The organism is Oleomonas cavernae, from assembly GCF_003590945.1.
GTDB lineage: Bacteria > Pseudomonadota > Alphaproteobacteria > Zavarziniales > Zavarziniaceae > Zavarzinia > Zavarzinia cavernae.
Window position 1 is genome coordinate 4,056,248 of sequence record NZ_QYUK01000011.1, and the last position, 17,574, is coordinate 4,073,821.

At 67.6% G+C, this 17,574-nt stretch carries 15 protein-coding genes and 1 pseudogene; 15 read left to right on the top strand and 1 reads right to left on the bottom strand.

Annotated elements, in window-relative coordinates; all coding sequences use genetic code 11:
• The first annotated feature begins 169 nt into the window (after positions 1 to 169).
• The 14 genes and pseudogenes from rimP to D3874_RS23515 all read left to right on the top strand — a co-directional run bounded on the left by rimP (position 170) and on the right by D3874_RS23515 (position 14,162).
• Positions 170 to 748, top strand: a complete 579-nt coding sequence (rimP, locus tag D3874_RS23450) for a ribosome maturation factor RimP (protein WP_119781575.1) — start codon at positions 170 to 172, stop codon at positions 746 to 748.
• A gap of 5 nt (positions 749 to 753) precedes the next feature.
• Positions 754 to 2,307, top strand: coding sequence for a transcription termination factor NusA (gene nusA, locus D3874_RS23455; protein WP_119781577.1), 1,554 nt, complete (start codon positions 754 to 756; stop codon positions 2,305 to 2,307).
• Complete coding sequence (locus D3874_RS23460; protein WP_158596188.1) at positions 2,276 to 3,001, top strand: RNA-binding protein; 726 nt, start codon at positions 2,276 to 2,278, stop codon at positions 2,999 to 3,001. Before nusA ends, D3874_RS23460 begins: the two co-directional genes overlap by 32 nt.
• A 58-nt stretch (positions 3,002 to 3,059) precedes the next feature.
• Entirely contained in the window at positions 3,060 to 3,455 is a 396-nt protein-coding gene (locus tag D3874_RS30830) for a translation initiation factor IF-2 associated domain-containing protein (protein ID WP_233560291.1), read from the top strand.
• A gap of 296 nt (positions 3,456 to 3,751) precedes the next feature.
• Positions 3,752 to 6,088 (top strand): annotated as a pseudogene (infB, locus tag D3874_RS23470) (translation initiation factor IF-2); the annotation flags it as partial.
• A gap of 72 nt (positions 6,089 to 6,160) precedes the next feature.
• Positions 6,161 to 6,613: a 30S ribosome-binding factor RbfA gene (gene rbfA / locus D3874_RS23475; RefSeq protein WP_119781585.1), complete on the top strand. Its 453-nt coding sequence runs from the start codon at positions 6,161 to 6,163 to the stop codon at positions 6,611 to 6,613.
• A 7-nt stretch (positions 6,614 to 6,620) separates the two neighbouring features.
• A complete protein-coding gene (locus D3874_RS23480; protein WP_119781587.1) occupies positions 6,621 to 7,088 on the top strand; it encodes a YbaK/EbsC family protein in 468 nt (155 codons plus the stop codon).
• A 3-nt stretch (positions 7,089 to 7,091) separates the two neighbouring features.
• The gene (gene truB / locus D3874_RS23485) at positions 7,092 to 8,027 is read left to right on the top strand and encodes a tRNA pseudouridine(55) synthase TruB (RefSeq protein ID WP_119781589.1); all 936 of its coding nucleotides are present in this window, start codon (positions 7,092 to 7,094) and stop codon (positions 8,025 to 8,027) included.
• An 11-nt stretch (positions 8,028 to 8,038) separates the two neighbouring features.
• Positions 8,039 to 8,308: a 30S ribosomal protein S15 gene (rpsO, locus tag D3874_RS23490; protein WP_119781591.1), complete on the top strand. Its 270-nt coding sequence runs from the start codon at positions 8,039 to 8,041 to the stop codon at positions 8,306 to 8,308.
• Positions 8,309 to 8,679: 371 nt separating this feature from the next.
• On the top strand, positions 8,680 to 10,704 hold the full coding sequence (gene pnp / locus D3874_RS23495; protein WP_233560297.1) for a polyribonucleotide nucleotidyltransferase: 2,025 nt from the start codon (positions 8,680 to 8,682) through the stop codon (positions 10,702 to 10,704).
• A gap of 150 nt (positions 10,705 to 10,854) precedes the next feature.
• Positions 10,855 to 11,652, top strand: coding sequence for a hypothetical protein (locus D3874_RS23500; RefSeq protein WP_119781592.1), 798 nt, complete (start codon positions 10,855 to 10,857; stop codon positions 11,650 to 11,652).
• Positions 11,653 to 11,742: 90 nt separating this feature from the next.
• Complete coding sequence (locus D3874_RS23505) at positions 11,743 to 12,489, top strand: hypothetical protein (RefSeq protein WP_158596189.1); 747 nt, start codon at positions 11,743 to 11,745, stop codon at positions 12,487 to 12,489.
• A 56-nt stretch (positions 12,490 to 12,545) separates the two neighbouring features.
• Positions 12,546 to 13,340, top strand: a complete 795-nt coding sequence (locus tag D3874_RS23510; protein ID WP_119781596.1) for a hypothetical protein — start codon at positions 12,546 to 12,548, stop codon at positions 13,338 to 13,340.
• Positions 13,341 to 13,394: 54 nt separating this feature from the next.
• Positions 13,395 to 14,162 (top strand): hypothetical protein, encoded by a 768-nt coding sequence (locus D3874_RS23515; protein ID WP_119781598.1) that lies wholly within the window; start codon positions 13,395 to 13,397, stop codon positions 14,160 to 14,162.
• On the opposite strand, the gene D3874_RS23520 is transcribed toward D3874_RS23515, so the two are convergent.
• A complete protein-coding gene (locus D3874_RS23520; RefSeq protein ID WP_119781600.1) occupies positions 14,134 to 15,909 on the bottom strand; it encodes a toll/interleukin-1 receptor domain-containing protein in 1,776 nt (591 codons plus the stop codon). The genes D3874_RS23515 and D3874_RS23520 overlap by 29 nt on opposite strands.
• 255 nt (positions 15,910 to 16,164) lie before the next feature.
• Between D3874_RS23520 and D3874_RS23525 the strand changes: the two genes are divergently transcribed.
• Positions 16,165 to 17,562: an NAD(P)H-dependent flavin oxidoreductase gene (locus tag D3874_RS23525; protein ID WP_119781602.1), complete on the top strand. Its 1,398-nt coding sequence runs from the start codon at positions 16,165 to 16,167 to the stop codon at positions 17,560 to 17,562.
• Positions 17,563 to 17,574: the final 12 nt, after the last annotated feature.

Genomic DNA, 17,574 nt, shown 5'->3' on the forward strand with positions numbered 1-17,574 from the left:
CGCGGCGGCACCGACCGGCAATCCGGGGAAGGTACTTGAAAATTGCCGCGTTCCCCTGTAGATCAGCGCTCACATAGCCCGAGTGTGACCCTCGGGATGAGACGGAAGCGGGCCACACGGCCCGCTTCGTCGTTTCAAAGACCCTGCCACTCAAGGATATCGCTGACGCATGGAACTGACCGCCCGAATTGCCGCCTTGATCGAACCCTCGCTGTTGTCGATGGGCTTCCTTCTGGTGCGAGTCCGGTTCGGCGGCGCCAGGCGCCCGACCCTGCAGATCATGGCCGAGCGGCCCGACGGCACCATGAGTGTCGAGGATTGCGCCGAGGTCAGCCGGGCGGTATCGGCGATCCTGGACGTTGAAGACCCGATCACCAGCGAGTATGTCCTGGAAGTGTCGTCGCCCGGCATCGACCGGCCCTTGATGAAGCTCGAAGACTATCGCCGGTTCGGCGGCTACGAGGCCAAGATCGAGACGGTCCTGCCGGTCGAGGGGCGCAAGCGCTACCGTGGCCGCATTCGCGGGGTCGAGGGCGAGGATATCCTGGTCGAGGTCGACGGCACGCTCTACCGGCTGCCCTTCTCCCTGATCGGCGAGGCCCGCTTGGTCCTGACCGACGACCTGATCGAGGCCAGCCTCAAGGGTGCGCTGCCGCCGCCGGGTGTCGACGACGAAGACGAAGACGAAGATGAGAATACCGCGGCGCCCGGCGGCGACGCGGCCGCAACGAGCCAAGATCTAAGGTGACGACAATGGCAGTCAGCGCGAACCGGCTGGAACTTCTGCAGATCGCCGACGCGGTCGCCCGCGAGAAATCGATCGACAAGTTCGTCGTCCTCGAGGCGATGGAAGAGGCGATCCAGAAGGCGGCCCGCTCGCGCTACGGCAGCGAGAACGAGATCCGCGCCGAAATCGACCCCAAGACCGGCGACATCCGCCTCTATCGCCTGCTCGAAGTGGTCGAGATGGTGGAGAACGACGCCACCCAGATCCCCCTGGAAGAGGCCCTGGCCCGCAACCCGGCCGCCCAGGTCGGTGACTTCCTGTCGGAAGCCCTGCCGCCGCTGGATTTCGGCCGCATCGCCGCCCAGACCGCCAAGCAGGTGATCGTGCAGAAGGTGCGCGATGCCGAGCGCGACCGCCAGTACGAGGAATACAAGGACCGCATCGGCGAGATCGTCAACGGCATCGTCAAGCGCGTCGAATACGGCAACGTGGTGGTCGACCTGGGCCGCGCCGAGGCGATCATGCGCCGCGACGAAGGCCTGCCGCGCGAGACCTTCCACAACGGCGACCGCGCCCGCGCCTATGTCTATGATGTGCGCCGCGAGGCCCGCGGCCCGCAGATCTTCCTCTCCCGCACCCATCCGCAGTTCATGGCCAAGCTGTTTGCCCAGGAAGTGCCGGAAGTCTATGACGGCGTGATCGAGATCAAGGCCGTGGCCCGCGATCCCTCCAGCCGCGCCAAGATCGCCGTGATCAGCCGCGACTCGTCGATCGACCCGGTCGGCGCCTGCGTCGGCATGCGCGGCAGCCGCGTCCAGGCCGTGGTCGGCGAATTGCAGGGCGAGAAGATCGACATCATCGAATGGTCGCCCGATCCGGCGACCTTCATCGTCAACGCGCTGGCCCCCGCCGAAGTCTCCAAGGTGGTGCTGGACGAGGACACCAAGCGCATCGAGGTGGTGGTGCCGGACGACCAGCTTTCGCTGGCCATCGGCCGCCGCGGCCAGAATGTCCGCCTGGCCTCGCAGCTCACCGGCTGGGACATCGACATCCTGACCGAGGCCGAAGAGTCGACAAGGCGCCAGGAAGAGTTCCGCGCCAAGTCCGAGATGTTCGCCCGCGACCTCGACGTCGAGGAGACCATCGCCCAGTTGCTGGCGGCCGAAGGCTTCACCTCGATCGAGGAAGTCGCCTATGTCGCCGAGGACGAGCTTTCGGGCATCCAGGGCTTCGACGAGGAAATCGCCGGCGCCCTGCAGGCCCGCGCCCGCGAGAAGATCGACGAGCGCGATGCCCGCTTCGAGGTGGAACGCAAGGAGATGGGGGTCGAGGACGCCGTCGCCGCGCTGCCGAACATGACCCCGTCGATGCTGGTGGTGCTGGGCAAGGCCGGCGTCAAGACACTGGACGACTTCGCCGATCTAGCGACGGACGAGCTGACCAGCCCCAAGGACGGGCTGCTGAAGGACTTCGATCTCGACGACGCGACCGCGACCGAAATGGTCATGGCCGCCCGCGCCCACTGGTTTGCCGATGAGGAGGAGGACGATGAACAGACCTCCTCTGACGCCATCGCCTGACGCCCCGACGCCGTCGGCTGATGCGTCAGCCGACGACGGGCCGGGTCCGATCCGGCGTTGCATCGCGACAGGAGATAAGCTCCCGCGCGAGACGATGATCCGCTATGTCGTGAGCCCGGGCGGGGAGCTGGTGCCGGACCTCAAGGCCGTGCTGCCGGGCCGAGGTTTCTGGACCCAGGCCTCGCGCGCGGCGGTGGATCTTGCGCTGAAGAAGGGCCTGTTCCGCAAGGCGGCGGCGCGCGGCGGGCTGGACGGCCAGCTGACCCTGCCCGAAGGCCTGAGCGACCGGCTTGAACTGCTCTTGACCCGCCGGTGCCTGGATTTTCTGGGCCTGGCGCGGCGGGCCGGCGAGGTCATCGCTGGTTTCGACAAGATCGAGACCTATATACGAAAGTCGGCCCCTGGCCTGCCCCCCATTGGCGCGCTGCTGGCCGCCAGCGACGGTGCCGCGGACGGCAAGCGAAAGCTGAAGCAACTGGCCCGCGACACACCGCGGATCGAGATCCTGACCTGCGCCGAATTGAGTTTGGCTTTGGGCCGGGAAAATGTCATACATGCTGCCTTCAAACCCGGCCGGTTGGCAGACCAATTTCTTGGCGAGGCACGGCGCCTCGCCGGGTTTCGTGTATTGGATGCAGCTTTTACCGCTGCGAATGCCCTGGGTCGGGGCGTAGACGGAATGATCGATGAGTGACGTCAAGGATAACGACGAGAAGAAGCTGAGCCTCGGTGGCTCGCGCCCGACGCTTCAAATGAAGAAGCCGTCCGTGGAAACCGGACAGGTGCGTCAAAGCTTCTCGCATGGCCGGTCGAAGCCGGTTCTCGTCGAGCATAAGCGCAAGCGCATGGTCGAACCCGGCCATGGCACCCCGCCCCCGCGCCGGCCGCTGCCGCGGCGCCGGCGGCACCGCGCCCTGTCGCCCCCGTGGCCCCGGCCGCCAGCGCGCCTGTCGCCAGCAGCGCCCCGGCCCTCAGCACCCCCGCGCCCAGGCCGGCACCCGAGCCGGTTGTGGTCGAGGCGGCACCGTCGCCCGTCGCCGCCGCCCCTGCGGCCGAGACCGAGGCGAACCGCCCGGCACCCCGTGCCGAGGCCGGCCTGCCCCGCATCATCGAGGCCAGCGCGCCCGTGGTGCGTCCCAAGATCCTAGGCGAAGCCCCGGTGCGCCGGCCCGAAGCCGCGGCCACCCCGGCCCCGCAGGCGACCGGTCCCCGGCCCTCGCCCAACCAGGGCGCCCCCGCCACCGTCGTCCGCTCGGGCCAGAACGGCCGCGGCGCCCCGCCGGCCCGCGGCACCCAAACGGCGTCGCCGGTCCGCGGCGCCCAGCCGGCATCGCCGGCTCGCGGTGCCCAACCGGCACCGGCCGGACGCGGGCCGCAGCCCGCTGCCCCCGCGACCCCGCCGCGCCCCAGCGCCCAGGCCCAGACCAAGGGCCGGGTAGTGCTGCGCACCCTGACGGACGAGGAAAAGGCCACCCGCTCGCGCGCCCTGGAGGGGGCCCGCGTCGCCGAGGAACGCGCCCGCCAGCTTGCCGAGATCGACGCCAAGCGCCGCCTGATCGACGATGCCCGCCAGGCCGAGGAACGGGCCGCGGCGGAACGCCGCCAGCAGGAAGAAGAGGCCCGCCGCAAGACCGACGAGGATGCCCGTCGCAAGGCCGAGGCCGAAGCCGCCCGTCGGCTGGAAAGCGAACCCGGCGCGGCCAGCCGCCCGGCCGCCGCCGACGACGACGCCACGACGGCCCGCCCGGCGACCAGCCGCGGCCCCGGCAGCCTGCCGCGCGTGCTCGACGACGAAGATCGCCCACGGCCCAAGCGCCCCGGCACCGGCGGCCCGCTGAAGGTCGCTCCCAAGGCTGCCGCGCCCAAGCCGACGCCCCGCGGCGACGACAAGCGCCGTTCCGGCCGCGTCAACGTGACCGCCGCCCTGGAAGGCGGCGACGAGCGCCAGCGCTCGCTCGCCTCCATGCGCCGCCGGATCGAGCGCGAAAAGCGCCAGATGCGCGGCATGGAGGAGAAGGTCAAGATCGTCCGCGACGTGGTGGTGCCTGAAATCATCACGGTGCAGGAACTGGCCAACCGCATGGCCGAGCGCGGCGCCGACGTGATCAAGCAGTTGATGCGCCTGGGCGTGATGGCGACCATCAACCAGTCGATCGATGCCGACACCGCCGAATTGGTGGTTCAGGAATTCGGCCACCGCTTCAAGCGCGTGTCCGATAGCGACGTCGAAATCGGCCTGGAAGGCGAAGTCGACCACGACGATCACCTGGAGCCGCGTGCCCCGGTGGTGACCGTCATGGGCCACGTCGACCACGGCAAGACCTCGCTGCTCGACGCCCTGCGCTCGACCGACGTGGCCGCCGGCGAAGCGGGTGGCATCACCCAGCACATCGGCGCCTACCAGGTGAAGCTGTCGACCGGCCAGAAGATCACCTTCCTCGACACGCCCGGCCACGAGGCCTTCACCGCCATGCGCGCCCGCGGCGCCAAGGCGACGGATATCGTGGTCCTGGTGGTTGCGGCCGACGACGGCATCATGCCCCAGACGATCGAGGCGATCCGCCATGCCCGGGCGGCCAACGTGCCGATGGTCGTGGCCATCAACAAGATCGACAAGCCCGACGCCAACCCCAACAAGGTGCGCCAGGCCCTGTTGCAGCATGAAGTGATCGTCGAGGAACTGGGCGGCGAGGTCCAGGCGATCGAGGTTTCGGCCAAGAGCCGGGTCGGCCTCGACAAGCTCGAAGAGGCGATCCTGCTCCAGGCCGAAATCCTGGAACTGCGCGCCAATCCCGATCGCGACGCCGCCGGCGTGGTGATCGAGGCCAAGCTGGACCGTGGCCGCGGCCCGGTCGCGACCGTGCTGGTCCAGAAGGGCACGCTGAAGATCGGCGACATCTTCGTGGCCGGCGGCGAGTGGGGCAAGGTTCGCGCCCTGATCGACGACCACGGCAAGCAGCGCCCGTCGGCCGGCCCGTCCGAGCCGGTCGAAGTGCTGGGCCTGACCGGCGCGCCGGCGGCCGGCGACGAGTTCCAGGTGGTCGAGAGCGAAGTCCGCGCCCGCGAGGTCACGGCCTTCCGCCAGCGCCGCACCAAGGAACAGCGCGGCGTCACCGTGGCCCGGGCTTCGCTGGAACAGATGTTCTCGAAGATCAAGGAAGGCCAGGCCAAGGAACTGCCGGTCGTCATCAAGGCCGACGTCCAGGGCTCGCTGGAAGCGATCATCGGCTCGTTGACCAAGATGGGCACCGACGAGGTGGTGGTCCGCATCCTGCACGACGCGGTCGGTGGCATTACCGAGTCCGACGTCACCCTGGCCAAGGCCTCAAGCGCGCCGATCATCGCGTTCAACGTCCGCGCCAACAAGCAGGCGCGCGACATGGCCGACCATGAAGGCGTCGAGATCCGCTACTACTCGATCATCTACGACCTGGTCGACGACATCAAAGCCGCCCTCTCGGGCCTGCTGGCGCCGACGCTCAAGGAAACCTTCCTGGGCAACGCCCAGATCCGCGAGGTCTTCAACATCACGAAGACCGGCAAGGTGGCCGGCTGCCTGGTCACCGAGGGTCTGGTCAAGCGCGGTGCCAAGGTTCGCCTGATCCGCGACAACGTGGTGATCCACGAGGGCACCCTGTCGACCCTGCGCCGCTTCAAGGACGAGGTCAAAGAGGTCAAGGCCGGGTTCGAGTGCGGCATGGCCTTCGAGAACTACGAAGGCATCCAGATCGGCGACGTCATCGAGGCCTTCGAAATCGAGGAAGTCGCGCGTACCCTCTAAAAGTACCGTCCTTCACGTCATCGGGCGGCAGCCACTGCCGCCCGTTTTCGTTTTCACCTGAAAGGACAAGAGATGTCCCGGGATCGGCCTTCTCCCCGCGGCGGCGACAATGCTGCCGACCATCGCGCCGGCAAGCCGGCCGGCCAGCGCCAGTTGCGGGTCGGCGAATTGCTGCGCCATACCCTGGTCGAGCTGTTGCGCCGCGACGTGATCCACGATCCGCACCTGACCGGCGTCGCCATCACCGTGTCCGAGGTCCGGGTCAGCCCCGACCTGAAGAACGCGACCGTGTTCGCCCTGCCCCTGTCGGGCAAGAACACGGCCCAGGTGGTGGGCGCCCTCAATCACGCCGCCAGCTTCATCCGCGGGCAGATTTCCAAGGGCACGGAGCTCAAGTTCACCCCTAAGCTGACCTTCGTCGGCGACGAGTCCTTCGACGAGGCGGACCGCATCCGCGCCCTGCTGTCGGCCCCCCGGGTCAAGCACGACCTGGAGGAAGCCGGCTGGGCCGATGACGAGGACTGAACCGCGCATGAGTATCGAGTCCGTCCGTGCGTTCCTGGCCGCCAAGGCCCCCGATATCGAGATCCTGGAAACCCTGGAAAGTTCGGCGACCGTGCCCCTGGCCGCCGCCGCCCACGGTGTGGCACCGGGCCAGATCGCCAAGACCCTGTCCCTGCGCCTGGGCGAGCAGGTGGTGCTGGTCGTCGCCCGCGGCGATGCCCGCCTGGACAACAAGAAATCCAAGGCTGCCTTCGGCGCCAAGCCGCGCATGCTCGACGCCCAGGAAGTGGCGGCCCTGACCGGCCATCCGGTGGGCGGCGTCTGCCCCTTCGGCCTGGCCACGCCGCTGCCGGTCTATTGCGACATCTCGCTCAAAGCCTTCGACGAGGTGGTGCCCGCCGCCGGCTCGACCAACAGCGCCCTGCGCATCAATCCCGACCGGCTGGCCGACCTGGTCGAGGCCAAATGGGTCGATGTCTGCCAGGACATCGGCTGAGGCATGGCCGGCAAACGCAGCAAACGCATCGTCAACGGCTGGGTCATCCTGGACAAGCCCCTGGGGCCGACCTCGACCCAGGCCCTGGGCAAGGTCCGCTGGGCCTTGAATGCGGCCAAGGGCGGCCATGGCGGCACCCTCGACCCGCTCGCCTCCGGCATTCTGCCGCTGGCCTTCGGCGAGGCGACCAAGGCCCTGCCCTATGTCGTCGACGCCACCAAGACCTATCGCTTCACCGTCCGCTTCGGCGTGGAAACCACCACGCTGGATGCCGAAGGCACGGTCACCCGGACCAGCGACCAGCGGCCCGAGACCGCGGCGATCGAGGCCGCACTGCCGGCCTTCCACGGCCTGATCGAGCAGGTCCCGCCGGCCTTTTCGGCCATCAAGGTGGATGGCGAGCGCGCCTACGACCTGGCCCGGGCCGGCGAGGCGGTCGAACTGGCCGCCCGCCCGGTCGAAATCCTGGGCCTGCGCATGCTCGACCGGCCCGATGCCGACCATGCCACCTTCGAGGTCGATTGCGGCAAGGGGACCTATGTCCGCTCGCTGGCGCGCGACATTTCGGCGGCGCTGGGCACGGTCGGCCATGTGGTGATGCTGCGGCGGACCCGGGTCGGGCCATTCGGCGAGGACATGGCGGTGAGCCTGGAGCGGGTCACGAATCTTGTGGAAAACGAGGGCGTTTTACTTCATACATCGCCCCCTGACGGCATTCTGCTGCCCGTCGTGACTGCGCTGGCCGACATCCCGGCGCTAGCCGTGACGGACGAAGACGCCCGAGCTCTGAAGGAGGGCCGGTCGATCGGAATGCCGGGCACCGTGCATCAGCGTGGTGAAGACAGCGTGGTTCGCCTGATGGCGCCACGCGGCCTCATCGCGTTGGGGCGGGTCGACGGCCCGCTTGTTCGCCCGGTGCGCGTTTTCAACCTTGATTGAGGAGATCCTCGATGTCGATTGCTGCAGAGCGCAAAGTCGCTCTTGTCAAAGAGTACGCCACCCACGAGGGCGACACCGGTTCGCCGGAAGTACAGGTCGCGGTCCTGACGGAACGCATCGTCAACCTCACGGAACATTTCAAGGCCCACAAGAAGGACAACCACTCGCGTCGTGGCCTTCTGATGATGGTGTCCCAGCGCCGCAGCCTGCTCGACTACCTCAAGCGCAAGGACGCCAAGCGCTATGAGGCACTGATCGGTCGCCTGGGCCTGCGTAAGTAACGATTTCGGGCGGACGATGCGTAACGCGCTCCGCCCAACGGCCAAACGGGGCCCGGACAGGACACCGCTCTTTTAAGCAGCGGTGGCCCGGTCCGGGCCCTTCGCTCATTCGGGGGGATGCCCGGAACATGCCGCGCGGGGCCTTTGTGGCCCGGGCGCGGTTCACCGGGTGCGCCGGCCAAGGCCGCCACCCACATGAAGGCGCGGGCGGCAGGGCCGTTCGCGAAGGGGGCCGGCGCAAGGGCGCAGGGCTCCTTGGAAGGAAGACAAATGTTCACCATTCACCGCAAGGAACTGACCTGGGGTGGCCGCAAGCTGGTCCTGGAGACCGGCCGCATCGCGCGCCAGGCTGACGGCGCCGTGCTCGTCCAATATGGCGACACCACCGTGCTGGTCACCGCTGTCGGCGCCAAGAGCCAGAAGCCCGGGATCGATTTCTTCCCGCTGACCGTCAACTACCAGGAAAAGGCCTATGCCGCGGGCAAGATCCCGGCGGCTTCTTCAAGCGCGAAGGCCGGCCGACCGAGAAGGAGACCCTGGTCTCCCGCCTGATCGACCGCCCGATCCGCCCGCTCTTCGTCGAGGGCTTCCGCAACGAGACCCAGGTCGTCGCCACCGTGCTGTGCCACGACCTCGAGAACGATCCCGACATCGTCGCCATGATCGGCGCCTCGGCCGCCCTGACCATTTCGGGCCTGCCGTTCCTGGGCCCGATCGGCGGTGCCCGCGTGGGTTACATCAACGGCGAATACGTCCTCAACCCGACGCTCGAGGAAATCGAGAAGACCGATCTCGACCTGGTGGTCGCCGGTACGGGCGACGCCGTGCTGATGGTCGAGTCCGAGGCCAAGCAGCTCTCGGAAGAGATCATGCTGGGCGCCGTGATGTTCGGCCACCGCGAGATGCAGCCGGTGATCCAGGCGATCATCGAGCTGGCCGAAGCCGCCGCCAAGGAGCCCTGGGCCCTGCCGGAGGCGCCCGACGAGGCGGCCCTGGTCGCCAAGCTCAAGGACATCGCCGAGGCCGACCTGCGCGCCGCCTATGGCGTGCGCGAGAAGCAGGTGCGCTACGAGCAGGTGGGCGCGGCCAAGAAGAAGGCCGTCGCCGCCCTGGCCGAGGCAGGCTTCGACGCCGCCCGCGCCACCGAACAGTTCAAGGCGCTGGAATCGGAAATCGTCCGGGGTAACATCCTCGATCACGGCAGCCGCATCGACGGCCGCGACCTGGTGACCGTGCGCCCGATCCTGGCCGAGGTGGGCGTGCTGCCCCGCGCCCATGGCTCGGCCCTGTTCACCCGCGGCGAGACCCAGGCCCTGGTCGTGGCGACGCTCGGCACCGGCGACGACGAGCAGATGATCGATGCCCTCGAGGGCACCTATCACGAACACTTCATGCTGCACTACAACTTCCCTCCCTACTCGGTGGGCGAAGTCGGCCGCATGGGCGCCACCGGCCGCCGCGAAGTCGGCCACGGCAAGCTGGCCTGGCGCGCCGTGCGCCCGGTCCTGCCGCCGAAGGACACCTTCCCCTACACCCTGCGCATCGTCTCGGAGATCACCGAGTCCAACGGTTCGTCGTCGATGGCGACGGTCTGCGGCTCCTCGCTCGCCCTGATGGACGCGGCCGTGCCGCTGTCGACCCCGGTCGCCGGCATCGCCATGGGCCTGATCAAGGAAGGCGAGCGCTTTGCCGTCCTGTCGGACATCCTGGGTGACGAGGATCACCTGGGCGACATGGACTTCAAGGTGGCGGGTTCGGAAAACGGCGTCACCTCGCTGCAGATGGACATCAAGATCACCGGCATCACCGAGGAGATCATGAAGGTCGCACTCACCCAGGCCAAGGCCGGGCGTCTGCACATCCTGGGCGAAATGGCCAAGGCGCTGACCGGTGCGCGCACCGAGGTCAACGAGTTCGCCCCGCGGATCGAGACCATCACGATCCCCAAGGACAAGATCCGCGAAGTGATCGGCACCGGCGGCAAGGTGATCCGCGAGATCGTCGAGAAGACCGGCGCCAAGGTGAACATCGAGGACGACGGCACGATCAAGATCGCCGCCTCCGAGGCCAAGGCCATCGAAGCCGCGATCAAGTGGATCAACGGCATCGTCGCCGAGGCCAAGGTCGGCGAAGTCTATGACGGCAAGGTCGTGAAGGTCGTCGACTTCGGCGCCTTCGTGAACTTCATCGGTGCCAAGGACGGCCTCGTCCACATCTCGGAACTGGCGCCCAAGCGCGTCGCCAAGGTGTCGGACGTGGTCAACGAGGGCGACGCCGTGAAGGTGAAGGTGCTGGGCATCGACGAGCGCGGCAAGATCCGCCTCTCCATGAAGGTCGTCGACCAGCAGACCGGCGCCGACATCAGCGCCCAGAAGGGCGAGGCGGAAGCCTCGTAGTTCTTCAGGCTCCACAATCGAAGGGCGGCCCTCAGGCCGCCCTTTTTGTTTGTGCCGCAGGCCTCGCACACCGCGAACCCTTCCCGCTAGACGAACACGCACGTATACACTTATAAGATGTTTTCATCAGGGATCGGGCAGGGGACAGGCATGCAGGATGGTTTCTCGGACGTCTTCACGTTTTCGATGCGTCAGATATCGCGCGTGGAGGTCATCGCCGCTGCCTTGTTGCAGGCGCTGACCAGTGCCGTCACGGTCGGCGTCGCCTGGGCCGTGCTGACCTACCAGGTCTCGCTGGTCGGCCGTCCGGAGCTCGACGTTACGTTGGCCTCCCTGCCCTTCAGCTTTCTCGCCGGCATGGCGATGATCGCGCTGTTCTCGCGCCTCAATGGCCGCCTCTTCGGTCGCCCGTTTCCCGCCGGGGTGCTCGGCAGCGCGTGGCGTTACTTCAAGGCGATCTTCGCCCTCATGCTGTTGATACTGGCCCTCACGGTGCCGATCGGGGTCATCGTCGTGGTGGCGTGGAAATTGGTACTGGACAGTGTTCCCGAGGGCGTGCTGGCCGTCCTGCCCGCCGCGTTCGGCTTCGTCCTGGCCTATGTGGTTTTCATCCGCTACATGCTGTTGCCGATCATGGTGATCTACGAAGGCAGGGTCTCGCTCGGCCGGGCAAAGGCCTTGATCGCCGGGCGGCGCGGGCGGGCCTTCGGCGTCGTGCTGGCAATCGGCCTGATCTCCTTCGCTGCCAACCTGCTGACCTTGGCGGTGGCGGGCACCTTCATGCCCCCGGAGTTCGCGGTGCTCTTTGCCGGGCCCGTCGGCGCCCTGGCTTATGGGCCGATGACCGTGGCGGTTTCCGTTTTCTATTTCACCGGCGTCGAGCGGCTCAACGCGCCGGCATCGGAATCCGGACTGATCGAGTCGCCGGGGCCAGCGGTGACGGCATAACTCTGGGCATTACAGGCCTGGACAGGGTTCGTGCCCAGGCCGAGGGAAGCAGGCATGCCGGAAGATTTTTGGGCAGGAGTCGGGTTCGCGTTGCGGCAGGCGTTGCGCTGGGAAGTCATCGCCATCGCGATGGTGGAACTGCTGTGCACGGCGCTGGTCTATGCCGCCATGGTTGCGCACGGCGAGGAATATGCCTGGCTCGACGGGCGTGAAAGCGGCGAAGCAAAGCTGCTGGAATTCGGCCTGCGCCTGTCGTTCTCGCCGCTGACCATCGCCCTGCTGTCGCGGCTCAACCGCCGCATTTTCGACCGGCCCTTTCCGGTCGGCCCGATACACGGCACGTTCCGGGCGCTGAAGGCCCAGATCCTCTTCGGGCTGGTCATGGCGTTCTGGATCCTGTTGCCGGTGGCCATCGGGATGCTGCTGATGAGCCGGCTGCCCCAAGGGCCATCGACCGAGACCATCGGTGCCGTGCTGGGGATCGGCGCCGTCGTGGTGGGCTTGTGGCTCATTCTCTCCAAGCTCTTGTACTTCCCGATGATCGTCTACGAGGGGCGCGGATCCTTCTTCCGGGCGCAGACCCTGCTCGAGGGTCGCCGCCTTCGGCTTGCGGCGATGATCGTCATTGTCCTGCTTGCCGGTTTCGCCTGGACCGCGGCCGTCGCTTTCGTCGGCTACGGCCCCTTCGGGCCGTTGTCGCTTATCGTGGCCGGCGGCGCCCTGGTCCTGCTCTACGGGCCGCTCGATGCCTTGTTCGTCGGCTTCTACCTGAACGGCTTGGCCAGGGAGGATGCCGAGAGGACAGTGTCGGGCGGCATGGTCGAAACGGTCTCTTAGTCATTTCTTCAGCTTTCGGCTGCACTTTCTTCACCGTTTCCCCCGGAGGCGTGGTGATGCGTAAACCGACGATTTTTGAACTGGTGGCCAGTGGTTTCCGCGGCGGCTTCAGCCGGAACGGGCTGATCGCGGCCCTGGCCATAACGCTGACATCGGTCCTGTTGCCGGCCCTCGCCTTCGGTACGGGCCTGGTCCATCAGCCGGCGCTGGGCGTGATCGACCCGGCTGTGATCATCCTCCAGCTCGCCACCGCGGTGCTGACAACGCTCACGTCGCAGCCGTTCCTGATCGGCATGGTCGAACATGTCTTCCGCCAGCCCTCGCCCATCACCACCCTGCGCGTGATCGCCCGCTACTGGCTCGGCACCTTCGCCTTGATCTTGACCGGCATCCTGCTCGGGATCGTTGTCGGCTTGGTCTTTCTTGCCTTGGCACAATTAGGGCCGGTCGGCCGCATTACAGGCTCCCTGCTGATCATCACCGCCTGTTTCTATTTCGGCCCGGGACTGCTGCTGATCTGGCCGATGGCCGTCTACGAGGAGCGATTCTCGCCCTTCCGAGCGTTCCAGGCGATGAGGGGTTACCGCTGGCGCGCGTTTGCCAGCATCTTCCTGCTCATGCTGCCATTTTTTGTCCCGCTCTTTGCGACCGTCTTCGCCAACGGGCCGCAGGGCGCCATCCTGCTGTTTCTGACGCCGCCGCTTGGCTTGACACTGCTGCTCACATTCGCTTTCTCGATCGGGTCCGCCGGCAGCCTAGCCCTGGCCACCCATCTCTACCTGTCACAGCGCGGCGACGCTTCGCCGGGCGCGGCGGCAATCCCGGCCTGGGATGCTACAGGGTTGTCCTAACGGGTGATCCGGGGTAGCAGGGTCGCCAACCCTTTGCACCCAAGCCCCGCCGCCATGCCCCCCGTCACCCTCGCCCAGATGATCCAGGCTGCCTTCCGCGTGACGGGCGAGCGTGAATCGATCCGCCTGGCGCTGCTCACCGGGCTGGTGCCCAACTTGGTCGGCTACCTGGGCGGCGTCTTCGGCGTGCAGTTCATCGGCCTGAGCCCGGAGCAGGCAATATTCACGGTCCTGCTGGGCGGCCTCGTCGGGCGCCTGGCCACCCTGCCCGCGACCGTGCGGGCGGGCGGCGACCTGCTGGCCCGGCGGCTGGACCGGGCCCCCGCCGTCGACCCGGCGGTTGCCATCGGCCGCGCCTTCCGGCTGTACGGCCTGTTTCTGGCCGCTGTTTCCACCACCATGGCCCTGTCGCTGATCGCTGCCTTGAGCCTGGGCGAGGGCGCCCTCAGCATGCTGGTCCAGCTCGCCCTGGTGGTGGTGACGGTCTATGTGATCCTGGGCTTCACTATGGCGCCCCAGGCCGTGTTCTACGAGGACGAGGCGACGGTCGCCCGCAGCTTCGCCATCATCAAGGGCGACCGGCCGCGCGTCGCCGCGTTCCTGCTGGTGATCACGCTGCCGTTTTTCTTCGCCGGCATACTGGTGACCGCCTTGGGCGGCAGCGACCCGGCCGAGCCGGTGGCCCTGGTGCTGTCCCTGGTGACCGGGTTCGTCATGGCCCTGTCGACCGGGCCCATGCTGGTCGGCCTGACCGTCTTCTACTTCGCCAAGCGCGGCGAGGCCCCGCCAGTCCTTATTGATCCGGCTGGGCCCAGAACTTGATCACCTTCCAGCCGCCGCCGGATTCGCGCTTCAGCCAGGCCTGCTCGGTCACCCGGGCATCCGTGAAGACCGCATCGAACTGGACATAGGCATAGTCGCCCCTGGTGCTGTCGACCTCGGTCATGGTGAAGACCGTGGCCACGGTGCGCGACGACAGGTCGCCGCCGCGCATGCTCTGCACCTGATCGAACCAGTCGGTGGTATCGGGGGCCGGGCTGGCCATCACGCCCTTGTCGACCGTGCCGTTTTCCAGGCCCTGGAACAGGCGCGTGGCAACCCCCACGACCTGGTCGCGTTCCGCCGCGGTCAGGGCCCTGGCCGCTTCCGCATATTCGACATCGGCCAGCGCGTAACGCCCATCGTCCTGCTGGCGCAGGAAGATGCCGTCGGCCACGACCCCGCGGGCGGTCGTCGTCTCGGCCCGGATGTAGAGATAGGGGCCGTATTTGCCCGACTGGAACGGCGGTTCGGACAGATGGGCCACGGTCGTGACCACGCGGCTGCCGCCGCCGCGGCCGAACTGGCCGGTACGGGCATTGAAGACATCGATCACCGATTGGCGTGAAATCGTCTTCTTCAACGCCGGATCGAGCATCTCGTCATAGATCGCCGCGCCGTTGCCGGCATCGGCCAGGGCGAAGTAGCGCTCGTAGGCGGCGCGCGCATCGGCCGGCACCGTCGGGGCCGGCGCGCTGGGCGACAGCGGCGGCGGGGGCGGCAGAACCGGCGGCGGCGGGGGCGAGACCGGGGGCGGCGGCGAGGCCGGCGGCGGTGGCGGCGAGGTCCAGCTCGACGGCGGCGGCGGGGGCGACGCGGGGGGCGATGCCGGCGGCGAGGCGGGTGGCGGCGGGCTGGCCGGCGTCAGTTCCGGGCCGGCCGCGACGACGGTGCCCGGGGTATCGACAACCGGCTTGTCCTCCAGCATGGGCAGGACGACGAAATAGGTCAGCGCGCCGGCGATGCCGGCCAGGCCGACCAGGCCGCCGGCGACCAGGACACCGTTGCCGCCGCGCTTGCGCTCGCCATCGGTTGGGGCCGCGGGCTTGACCGGCGTGGCCTTCTCGACCGCCGGCTTTTCCCGGGCAGGCGGGGGCGGCGGCGAATCGGCGCGCAGCGGCGTATCCGCGGCCGGGCCGATGCGATAGGCGTCGGCCGCGGGCGGCGGGGGCGAGGCCGGCTTGACGACCGGCGGGGGCGGGGGCGGGGGCGCCGTAACCGGCGGCGGCGGGGCTGCCGTCACCGGGGGCGCGGTCACCGGGGGTGGGGGCACGGGCGGCTGGCTCGTCGGCACCACCGTGCGGGGCGCGAACACCGTGCGATCGGCTTCCGGCGGCGGCTGCAGCGGCACATTCATGGTCGCCGAAATGCCGACCGCCAGGCGATCGAGATATTGGGTGATGGGCGGCCGCCAGGCGTCGATCCACTGTTCCGAGGAAACGAAAAGCTCCAGCGCGCGGGCCGGCGTCACCTCGCGGATGCGCACCGTGAAGACGTTCTTGCCCTTGGAGACCGAGCGTTCGATCTCCTTGCGCACGAAAATCGACTTGTTCGAGTTCTCCGACAGCAGGAAGACGATGGCGCCGGCGGCGTCCAGCCCGTCGATGATCTGTTCGGCATATTCAGCGCCGGGACGGATGTCGCGCGGCGCGATGAAGCACTTGATGCCCCGCTGTTCGAGGTAGCTGGTAATCTGCTCCGCGAACTCCCGATCCTCGGACGCGTGGCTGATGAAGATCGGCGCACTCATGCCCTTGTCGCCCCACTCGATTCCCTCAAGGCGCGGAGTTTAGCGCCCAAATTGCCGCTGCACAGTGACGATCAACCCCTTGAAATGTGAATTTTATCGCACGCAGCGCGAAAATCGTCGCCGTTCTCGCCCCTCGGGGCTTTAGCAACTCTTTATTGATGGCGGCGATAGGCTATATCTAAGCCTGGATAGGGCGTCATCAGATCGTCACCCGGACGGGATGCACGATGCGCCAGCTTTAAGGTTCGAGACGAGATGAAAGCGCTGAACGCGGTTCGCATTCAAGGTGTCGAGGTGTTGCCGCTCCTGGAAGGGGGCAAGGGCGTCTCGGCGACCAATGGCGAATCCTCGGGCGCGTGGGCCGCGGCCGGCGGCATCGGCACGGTGTCGGCGGTGAATGCCGATTCCTACGACGCCGACGGCAAGGTCATCCCGCAGATCTACCTGGGCAAGACGAGGCGCGAGCGCCACGACGAGCTGGTCAAATACGGCATTTCCGGCGGCATCACCCAGGTCCAGCGCGCCCATGACGTGGCCAATGGCCAGGGCCGCCTGCACATCAACGTGCTGTGGGAAATGGGCGGTGCCGAACGGGTGCTGAAAGGCGTGCTGGAAGGCGCCCGCGGCCTGGTCCACGGTGTCACCTGCGGCGCCGGCATGCCCTACCGCCTGGCCGAGATCGCCGCCAGCTTCGGCATCAACTATTACCCCATCGTCTCGTCGGGCCGCGCCTTCCGCGCCCTGTGGAAGCGCGCCTACCACAAGTTTTCGAGCTTCCTGGGCGGCGTCGTCTACGAGGATCCCTGGCTGGCCGGCGGCCACAACGGCCTGTCCAATTCCGAAGATCCGCTGCTGCCCGAGGATCCCTATCCCCGCGTCGTCGCCCTGCGCCGCGACATGAACGAGGCCGGCCTGCACGACACCCCGGTGATCATGGCCGGCGGCGTCTGGTACCTGCGCGAATGGCAGCATTTCATCGACAACCCGGAAGTGGGCCCGGTGATCTTCCAGTTCGGCACCAGGCCCCTGCTGACCCAGGAAAGCCCGATCCCCGAATCCTGGAAGCAGCGCCTGACCCGCATTGCCAAGGGCACCGTCGCCCTGCATCGCTTCTCGCCCACGGGCTTCTATTCCTCGGCCGTGCGCAACCCGTTCCTGGCGGAACTGGAAGACCGCACCGACCGCCAGATCGCCTATTCGTCCGAGCCGGTGGGCGACCACCAGGCAGCGCTGGCGATCGGCGCCCGCGGCCGGCTGGTCTATGTCACGCCCCATGACAAGGAGCGGGCGGAAGGCTGGATGGCCCAGGGCTTCAACGAGGCCATGCGCACCCCCGACCACACCCTGGTGTTCGTGACCCTTGAGAAGGCGCGCGAAATCCACAAGGACCAGATCGACTGCATGGGCTGCCTGTCGGCCTGCAAGTTCTCCAACTGGTCCCAGGGCGAGGAAGGCACCACCGGCAAGAAGGCCGATCCGCGCAGCTTCTGCATCCAGAAGACCCTGCAGGACATCGCCCATGGCGGCGACGTCGAAAACAATCTGCTGTTCGCCGGCCACTCGGCCTATCGTTTTGCTTCCGATCCGTTCTATTCGAACGGTTTCGTGCCGACCGTGCGGCAGCTCGTCGACCGTCTCCAGACGGGCGATTGACACGGCGACCCG